Source organism: Microvirga soli (assembly GCF_016734765.1).
In the GTDB taxonomy this organism is placed as follows: domain Bacteria; phylum Pseudomonadota; class Alphaproteobacteria; order Rhizobiales; family Beijerinckiaceae; genus Microvirga; species Microvirga soli.
In genome coordinates this window covers 20,279-29,867 of the sequence record NZ_JAERQE010000051.1, presented here as the reverse complement: position 1 = coordinate 29,867, position 9,589 = coordinate 20,279, and the positions used below count along the sequence as shown (strand labels likewise).

At 56.3% G+C, this 9,589-nt stretch carries 2 protein-coding genes; both read right to left on the bottom strand.

Annotation, left to right across the window (positions count from 1 at the left end; all coding sequences use genetic code 11):
* Positions 1-169: 169 nt before the first annotated feature.
* Entirely contained in the window at positions 170-1,174 is a 1,005-nt protein-coding gene (locus JKL45_RS24885; RefSeq protein WP_201864492.1) for a transglutaminase-like domain-containing protein, read from the bottom strand.
* A gap of 200 nt (positions 1,175-1,374) precedes the next feature.
* Complete coding sequence (locus JKL45_RS24880) at positions 1,375-8,316, bottom strand: Mur ligase family protein (RefSeq protein ID WP_201864491.1); 6,942 nt, start codon at positions 8,314-8,316, stop codon at positions 1,375-1,377.
* Positions 8,317-9,589 lie beyond the last annotated feature (1,273 nt).

Here is a 9,589-nt window from a genome sequence, read left to right as displayed (position 1 = left end):
AATCCTGCAAAATCGAAGGCGGTGATGCGCCTGATATCCCAATCGTCTCAACGAGATCGGGATTCTTCACGGACGACGATGTATGCTTCAAATCCAGCTTATGGCCCTCTGTCAGCTGAGGCATTCATCAAAAGCTGTCAGTCTCGTACCTATATTGGATGTGCGTTGGTCACCGTGCCTTCGTCGTGAGGCTACGCACCGACCAGTCGACTTGGATTTTGATGTTCGCGCCGTGAACCTTTGGCCAACTGCTCCATACCCAAGCGCCCTCACGACGCAGTACGACCTTGCGCGCACCCCCAAAACCATAGCCGTAGCCGAATGAAGGGTCGACCGCAAGATTTGGATCAACTGGCAACCATCGGCCGTCTAGGAAGACCTCGGCGGAGTGATGGTTGGGTTGTGAAAACCTACTTTCATCGTCGCCAAATAGGAATTCGGCCGTCATCCGGGCGGGAATACCCATGGCCCGACTCAATGCTGAAAATACCGCAGCATACTCTGTACAATCACCGCCCCCGGTCTGAAGGGCATAAAGGGCGCCCCGGTTCTCAGCCTCTTTCCGAACTTTCAGTTCAGTTCGGGCGTACTCGTAAGCGGCCCGGGCGCGGTCCTGAGGCAGGGCGTGTCGCGCCATCAACTGATTGGCAATTGTGCGCACCTCTGGCGCATCAGACTCAACGAGCGGGGTTGCCCGTAGAAAGCGTGCATCGCTTGTTCGCTGTAGGGGCCTTGCAACAATGGCATCTTCTTCATAAGGCGTCAGTTCGAGGACAAACGTTACCTCGCGCCGAACCGTAGAGTGGGCGGGGATAGTCCATTTGAACTCTAAATATTCGTCGGTGCCGTTCTTATGCTGCTTGCGATCAGGTGTCTCCCCAGCTGCGTAATCTAAAGAGACAAGTCGCTGTTGTGGATGATCGGCTACTGGAATAGTCAGTTGGAAATAGTATGGGGATACCGGCTGCTCACTAAGGTTATTGATGCTAACTATAGCGGTGAGTGCGACCCGGCGACCGGAGCTAGACGCCAGAGCACTGGTCACGAGAAGCGACATTCCGAAAACAAGCCCAACAGGAACCAGAGATGTAAGCAGCAAATTACACCTAACGCAGTAACTTAACTTTGCGTTCCGCGCTAAACCGATATGCCTGCGCATCGCTGACACCGTCATCGGACTACTCCTCACACGCAAAGTGACGTGCGCTCTCGGGAATGATCGTGCCGGCCGTACTGCGACCGTTACCATCATCTGCGACCGGCTTTTGCCCAGATCCGCTCAGGAGTCCATCTGGGCTCAATCTAGGATGGCTCCCGCACTCATCTCCTGGTGGAGGGTCACGTCCGCGAGCCAGCGAACACTGCTTACAAACTTCAACGGTGAACCGAAGCGGGCACTTCGGAGCGCTCTCCTAAGACATCAAAGGCGAGGTACTTGCCGATGGTATCCTCGTCAACGGAAATCTCGTTTCGCGCCGCTCCGCCAATTCGAGCTCCCCTTTCGCGCAGAATGCCAATCACCTTTTTGAATTCGACCTCTGTAACTAACCGTGGCTGCCAATCTGTCTTCAGGTTATCGCAGTACAGAGGATAAAGACGAACCTCCGTTTTTAAGGAGCTAATAACAATTTGCGCAAAGAGGCTGAACGGGGCAAGTCCGCGCCTATCATACTCGCCGTTGCTGTTGAAGACACCGTTTCCAATACCGTATACGACCCAGCAGTCGGAAACCTGCTCGACTTCCTGCATCATGTGCGCGCCGTGGCCAATGATGAGGTCAGCGCCAGCGGAAGCAAACTGTTCAGCATATTTCCGCTGCATCTTGCTGCGCCATTCGAAATCGAAGCCCCAGTGCGGCAGTATTACGAGTAATGCGTTCGGATCCTGTATACGTGTTTCATGCAATTGCTTCACAAGGCCGCCGCTCAAACAAGCCACACCAGGGCGTTGGGCCATCGCATAAAAGGCGAAATCCTCTTCCATATACTTGCGATATTGGTATCCAGTAAAAAAAACCACTCTCCTGTCGCCGCAATGTACCTCGAGGGGCTCCTCAGCCTCCAGGGCGTTCTGTCCGGCGCCGAAAGTCCTTATGCCCGCACGGCTGAAGCTTTCCAGGGTATCGATCAGACCTGGGGTGCCATAGTCGAACGCGTGGTTGTTCCCGAGAGACACTGCATGAAAGCCCCGTCGCCGCAATGCACCCGTGCTTTGAACCGGATCGCCTGCCAAGAGGTACGGTTTTGTACTGATAAAGGATGGTAGTGACTTTCGGGTCAATACTGCTTCGAAGTTGGCAATGTTGTAGTCACCAGATGCAATAAGTGGCTCGAGCTTTTTGAAGGAATGGTCATACCCATGCCTAGTCAATGCATCCTGAATACCTTTGCGTTGACGAATACCAGTGTAGTATTCACCAAAATATGTGTCTCCGATAAGGTTAATCCTGTATTCGCCAGATCTAGATACCAGCGAGACCGGGCGTTGGGCGAGCGGTTTCGGCACTGGCGGAACGAGCCTAAGTGCGCGCTGCGCAGATGCTACTAAGGCGTGCAGGATGTAGTCCCGGTGGAATGCGTCATGCGCGTTCACTACACAAAGTACGATGTCACGCCCAGCAATATTGGTGAGCGCGATGCCGTGCTGAGCGTCGCTCCTGAAGAAATAGCCGTGCGACACTGCACCCGATGCAATCAAGTTGCTCTCACTGAAACGCACGGAGCCGTTTATGGTAACTACGCTCTGTGAGAACCATCGCCGATATTTAAGGTGACTGCCGAAAAGCGCACAGGCGACGGATGCTATGTCGGAAAGCGTGGTCTGTTGTTCCTGCCCGGCTTGCCCAGTGATACTTTGGAGATTTGTATGTGCAAGACCGAGTTTCGCCGCCAGTGAGCGCATTTCCATCAAACACTGGCTAGCAGTTCCGTAGATGTGTTCCGCAAGAGCAAAGGCCGCGTCGCGCGCATTGCACACGACGATGGCTTCGATCAACTCAGCTACCGACAACTTCTGGCGTGCCTGCAGTCCAATTTCCGGCTCCCTCTGTCCGGCAGCGACGTCACTCACAGCTACCTGCTGCTGCAGTTGCACATCATTCCCGTTGAGCTTTTCGAAGCACAGCATGAGGAGGAGCAATTGGTTGACCCCCGCCGATTCGACCGCAATCTGCTCTGGCTTTCCTGCGAGGACTTCTCCGCTCATGAGATCGATCGCGACGCTCGCTACCTGCTGTGTTCCACTGACGTTCTCATCGGACTTAGTGGCAGCTTTAAGAGAGGGGTTGCCGCGTTCAACAGCTTGCGGGGAGATTGGTGTCGCAACGGCCTCTTGAGGCTTGCGGGCGGCGTCGTGCGGGCTCTCGGATCTAGCATCGCCGACCAACAGGCCCTCTGGTTGAACATGCACAGCTTTTGCATTCGCGCCGGCTTTGTTGGCGTCGACTTGCTCTTCACCTCTTACAAGCCGCTCAATGAGCATCGGACCAACCTTGCCAAAATCTGAGTCTCTTCGGCTTCCCTTCATCAAGATGACATCATTGTTGCGGCAGACGTCGAGGAGATACGCAACACAGGGCTCGGCACTGGAGAAATGCGGGCCGAGCAGATCCTGGGGAAGGACTTCTCTCAGGAACCGCATCGCATCCCCGTGAGTGACAACATGGTCGAATCCCGCGGCCAGTAACGGCTCCTTCAGGCTGCGGTGCAATTCCTGCGCCATGTCGCCGAGGTGAACAATTCGTCCGAGCGCAGCGATTTTGCGGCCTGGAGACTCTACCGAGTATGTGCGCATTGATTCAAATGCATTCACCATCGCGATGACTGAGGCGTTCCAGCTATCGTCAATGACTGTGATGGTTCCCCTTGGCGTGTCGAGAGTCCTCCGTTCCATTCGCGCAAGACCGGGGTGATAGGTCGGAAAGCGGGCTGCAGCCGCCTTGGCGTCGAAGCCGAGTTGCACCACTGCCGCTAGAGCATTCAGTGCGTTGCGGACCTGCCCGGATCCAAGCACGTTGATGGTGAACGTGACGTCCTCGCCGAAGACTCTGGCCCTGACGTACGACCCGGCATCGCTCGAATCGACGCTGAGCAGACATACATCGGCCGTGGCTGACGTGCCGGTGAGAACCATCTTCTTCGCGTAAGACTGCGCGGCTTGCTGGATGATGTCGCCGCACGGCAGGTCTTCGTTGAAGATCGCCGCTGCTTCCCCTTCTAAGCCGCGGAAGATCCGCGACTTGAAGCGCGCAACATCCTCCACGCTCTTCACCTGATCCGTCTGTGTAAGGGCGATCTCAGTGATGATGGCGACATGCGGGCGCGCCCGCAACGTCACTGGCCCGCTATTGATCCACAACGCACTCTGGGCAATCTCCAGGATGCAGACGCCGACATCCTCGGCCAAGCTGGCCAGCATGACCGGGACCCCGACGCGACTGTTATAGTTGTCGATCGTTGCGTGAACGCCGGCCTCTGGTGGCAGGATGTGCCGCAGCATCGCCACTGTGGAAGACTTGCCCGCACTGCCGGTGACCGCCACTACCTTGCCCTTGTACCGTTCACGAGCGGCATACCCAAGTGTGATCAGCGCCCCGATCGGATCCTCCACCTGCAGCACCGGAAAGTCTGATGGTAGGCCGGCCACCGGCCGCGCGACAATTGCTCCGGCAAGTCTGGATGCTAGTGCTGGTAGTCCCAGATGTGTGTCCCAGTTGGCACCGCTTGCCGTCGATGACTCATGATGTAGAAGGTTCTCCCGAGTGCTGGCCACGTACAACGTCGGGCCGGGAAGCATATCGATATGTTTGCTTCCCCGCACCACGGATTGGACGGACCACCCGTCCGGAGGGGGCGTCAGCCAACGGCCACCGATAGCTGCCTCTATCTGAGCCGCAGTCCAAGTCACTTGGCTAATATTGCTGACGACCCTCGTTTCTGCCGCCGTTCGGGAGGGCTCGGGATCTTTACCTGCCAAGGCCTCGGACGCCAACGCGGCCGTTTCAGGCAGAACGTACGGCTTAGGCACATCAGCGTGGATCGATCGAATTGTCCGATTCAGCCCGTTTCGGGCCTCTTTGAGCCGGCTGGAAAGCAACCCAGGAACCTTGCCAAAGTCCGTTGCACGGCGGTCCCCCTTGATGAGCACGATATCACCGCCAGTTACGCAAGCTGCAGCGGCATCAGCCAAGTCTTGCGCAGTAGCGAAATGCCCAGCGCGGACAGACTCTGGCAAAGCTTCGTGAAGATGAAGCATTTCTTCGCCGTGAGTGAACACCTTGTCGAACTCGGCTGCGAGCAAAGGCTGAGCTAGGGAGCGGTGCAACTCGGAAGCCTGAGGTCCCAGGAGCATTATCTGTCCCAATAATGCAATACGACGGGCACCATTGTGCTTTGGATGAAGCGCGGCAACCTCAAACGCCGCCTTCATTGATAGGACCTCCGCGTTGTGGCTGTCGTCGATGATATGTAGCGGCCTACCGGAGAGTTCGATCGTTCGTTGCACCAATACGCCCTCATTGGGCGTAAACGTTTCGATGGCACGAGCCGCGGCCTCCACATCCTCGCCAAGCACGGACGCTGCACCAAGCACAGCTAGTGAATTCGTGACCATTGCCCTACCAGCAACCGGTACTCTATAGCGGACTTTGATCCCGCGAATACTGGCTTGTACTAAGGAGCCGGAAGAATCCGGCTGCCACTCCAGCACGCGGATTTCAGCATCCTCGCTGAAGCCGAAGCTCAATGGCGTAGCCCCGTAGTGCTCCACTTCGTCGTGCACACGATCATACTCAGCCATCTCGCGATTGAGCAGTCCTACGCCGCCCGGCTCGATGCCTTGGCATATCCGGGCTTTGATGCTCGCCACCCGTTGCACATCCGGGAGTTTGTCGCCCTGGCTCAACCCGATTTCGGTGATGATACCGATATGCGGACGCGCTGTGAGGCAAATGCCTCCCTTCCGCATCCACAGAGCGGATTGGGCTACTTCAAGTACGCAAAACTCCGGATCGGTAACGCAGCGCGCGAGGGTCAGCGGAACGCCGGTGCGGGTGTTATGATTGCTTTTGGTCGCAATGACGTTCCCCCGACGCCTCAAGACAAGGTCCAGCATCGCTTTGGTAGTGGACTTTCCCACCGTTCCAGTGACTGCGATGATCCGCCCGTGCATTCGACCCCGTGCTACCCGTCCCAGCTGTAGAATTGCCTCATAAGAATTCGGGACGAGTAGCTGAGGAAAATCTGCTGGCAGTCCATTCAGTGGCCTTTGCACGATCGCGCCACAACATCTCTTATTGACCTTGAGCAAGAGATCATGAGTGTCCGACCAGTCAGCATAGACCCCGGTGTTGCCTGACCCTGCATACCATGTGTTCTCATCGATAGCGATGAAGAGGGTATTTGGATCGCCGGTTATGTCCTTGGATGAGATCGCGAGGTCAGTCGCACTCCAGCCGGCAGGTGGGCTTGTCAACCAGCGCCCATTCAAATGCTGAACTAACTCATCGGCAGTCCAGCCAAGCTTCGAGGTAACTCCACCGCTCACTGGCCCACTAGAAAGTGCCTCACTTGATAAGGATAGCTTCCTAACAGCCCCCTCTGGCTCCGCCTGCAGAAGTTCGGCAGCTGAACTTTGCGGCCGCCCCGCGTTCAAACGGAGGTACTGGCAATAGCCGGAGATGAAATGCTCTACGTCGTCGATGCGCACCCGGAAGGAGTGATGACGGATATAGAAGCTGCCGGCTATTGACTTAGGTCGGGCGAAATACATTGCCATCTCAGGATAGAAATGGCTGGCGCGCTGGTATTCGGCGCGGTGTTTAATTGTGCGATACAGTTGATCAATGTCATAGTGTTCAAGCAGATACTGCTTGTCCTGTGCCCGGATAGTCTCCAACATGCGGGCCGCCGCCGTCAGCAACTCCAGAAAGGTCGGAAAGGCCGTCTCACGATCGTGGATGAAGCGCAGATTGCCAAAGGCGTTTTTTAGGCCGAACTCGAAGTAGCGGTCTTCCGGAAGGTAGCGCGTGATCTCGTCGGTGCAGTAACTCAGCCAGTGGTCATGGTGCTGCCAGTAGTCAGCGGAGAGGAAATGATCAAAGGCGCGGCAGGCGGCGTTCAACCATCTTGGGTCGGGATCAAGGGCGTAAAGGCGGAGGAGAGCAAAGGTTGCTTCGCCGTCGTAGTAGATGATCCGGAACATTTCCTTGATACTGAGGTCGGGCGCATTAAGAACATGGATGTAACGCCCAGACGCTGAGTCCATTAGACGTCCGATAATCCCGTTTGCCACCGCCCGGGCGTCATCTAGGAAGCGGGGGCTGCCGCTCAGGGTAGTATACTTGGCAATCGTTAGGATTAGAGCAGCCTGGGCGCCGAGCTTGATCTCGCTACCGTTAGCGTGGTCAACCACGTAGGCGTGGGGAACATTGCCCTCCTCACGACGCTGAAGTGCCTCGCGCAGTACATATTCGATGCCTCGCGGTACGCTCACAGCGATGGCTTCGTCGCTAGTTGCCTCCCAAGCTTCCAGCATCGAATACAACGTACTACAATGGCGCAGGATGTTGTAGGTACCGATTGCCTTGCCATAAGTGGGAAACCAGCCGTAGTTGAAAGAACCATCGTCGCGAATTTCGCTAGCGAGATAGGTTCCGGCACTGTGAATTAGTTGCAGGGTCTCCGCCTGCAGGTTTGGTGCGAGCCTTATCCCGTTGACGTTTCCACCCGATTGCAGGCGATGTACAGTGCCGTCACGATCGGTCGCATCGCTGAAGGCGCCCTCTGTATCAAACGTGAACCAAGCATCACGCTGCGCTAAGTCCTTGGGCATGGCAGACAGCCCGCGCTCGCGTTTGAAATAGTTGCGGATACGGTTCTCGTTCAGGCCAAGGTGTCCGGTTTTCTCGTCCTCAGAGATGGCGGCGATCCCGTTCAACTCCTGCTCCAGAAGAGCATGACCAAAGTCCGGATCAAAGGCTATTCCCAGACGGAAATAGTTCCTGCGCACAGTCGCCAAGTGCGCAGCAAGTTCAGTCGGCTTCCATGCACGAATATGCGTGACGAGATCAGCCTTAAGCCAACGCCATTCACCCTCCCCGTAAGGAGTGATCCTCTTCAGCTTGGTGAGTGCGTTCTTCCACGCGCTGTCAAAGCTGTTTCCCAGCCCCACGGCTACGGTAGCACGGGCTGCCTTGTTCGAGGCGGACAGAAAGACCACAACTTTCGGCTTGCGCCCAAAGTGCCCTGCCGTTTGCTCCAGCGCCTGCTTCTCGAGGGGCCGAAGTGCCTCATACAAGCCTAGAAATTGGTCTTTCACCCGGCACTGCCTCCGTGCGTTGCGACTAAACACCCAGTGCATATGAGGCCGAGGTGCTTGTCCTACAGCAGAATGGCTGGTGACGTTACCTAGTCAAGGGGCCAAGTGCCCAGTACTCTTTCGTAGGTAGTGACAGGCGTCTCGCTGAGGAGCAAACCTGAGCCGGGCTACCGGCCCCAAGGGGTTTGAGGGCGTTCATATGAGAGCCATTGATCCTGCGGTGAGATAGATAGCGGAGGAACTCCAATCGGTTTTTGTCGGCGCGTAGCAACACGGAGGGAACGAAAGGCCTCCGCCAGAGCATAGAGTACGCTTCAATCCAGATGCCGCCAGCACTACCTTTCTAAGCTCGATTTAATCATCCGCCGGGATTTCGCTTTGGATAGGATGACGGCGGAGCTCGATCGTTCAGCTCCTGGTGTAGTGTATCATTATTGAGGCGGTTGCCAGCAACAAGAGCATCAAGCTCGACGCGTTTGAACAGGGGTTTGGCATCAACGCTGTCATGCCGCCGGCACAGGCGGAAGTAGGGATTCGCCAGATGGCCGAGCTCGTCCGGCAGGGCTACGATCTTGGCAGTCGAGCGGCTCGCGAGCGACGGGCGGCCAAAGTATAGGCTCCTATAGCACCAGTCACATTCTAGAGCATCGGACGAGAAGTCGGCTCCGGTGGGTTTTGCATCTCAGCAGTCCTGGAGCCATCTCGAAGTTGCTGGTGGTGCGTCCACTTAAAGGTCCGACGCTCTAGTAGGCGGGGACAATAGTGCTGTCGGCGAGGGCGCGCACGAGATGCGATTCGCTTGAGAGAGGCCCCCCAAAGATGCCGGCCCAGGTCCAGCGGCGAAGGCGCGATAACAGATCGTCCTAGGAGCCGAACACCCTGGTCAGGTTGCACGTCGAAGCTCGGTGCGCACCATCCACAGCACCGCCTTCAGGATCAATCGATTGCTCAAGGTGGAACGGCCAAAGTTCCCAGTTATCCCGGCGAGCGACACGTCACACGCTCCCATTGGGTATCCTTCAGATCCTATCGATCCAATAGTGCCCACGTTGCCCAGCTTCGAACCAGTGTTCGCTAGCAGCGAAAGCCATGGGATCGCCTGAATGCTGACGTGGCTTCATTCATAGACAACAACAGCCTGTAAAGCATAGTCACCAATCCGAAGCACCTGAGGACGTCGTGATGAAAGCTTAACATGATGATGTTCAATGATCAGGTTCATTAGGGCAGAAATCATGGAAACTAAGAGGTAATCTTCCGGAATAGTTCTCAC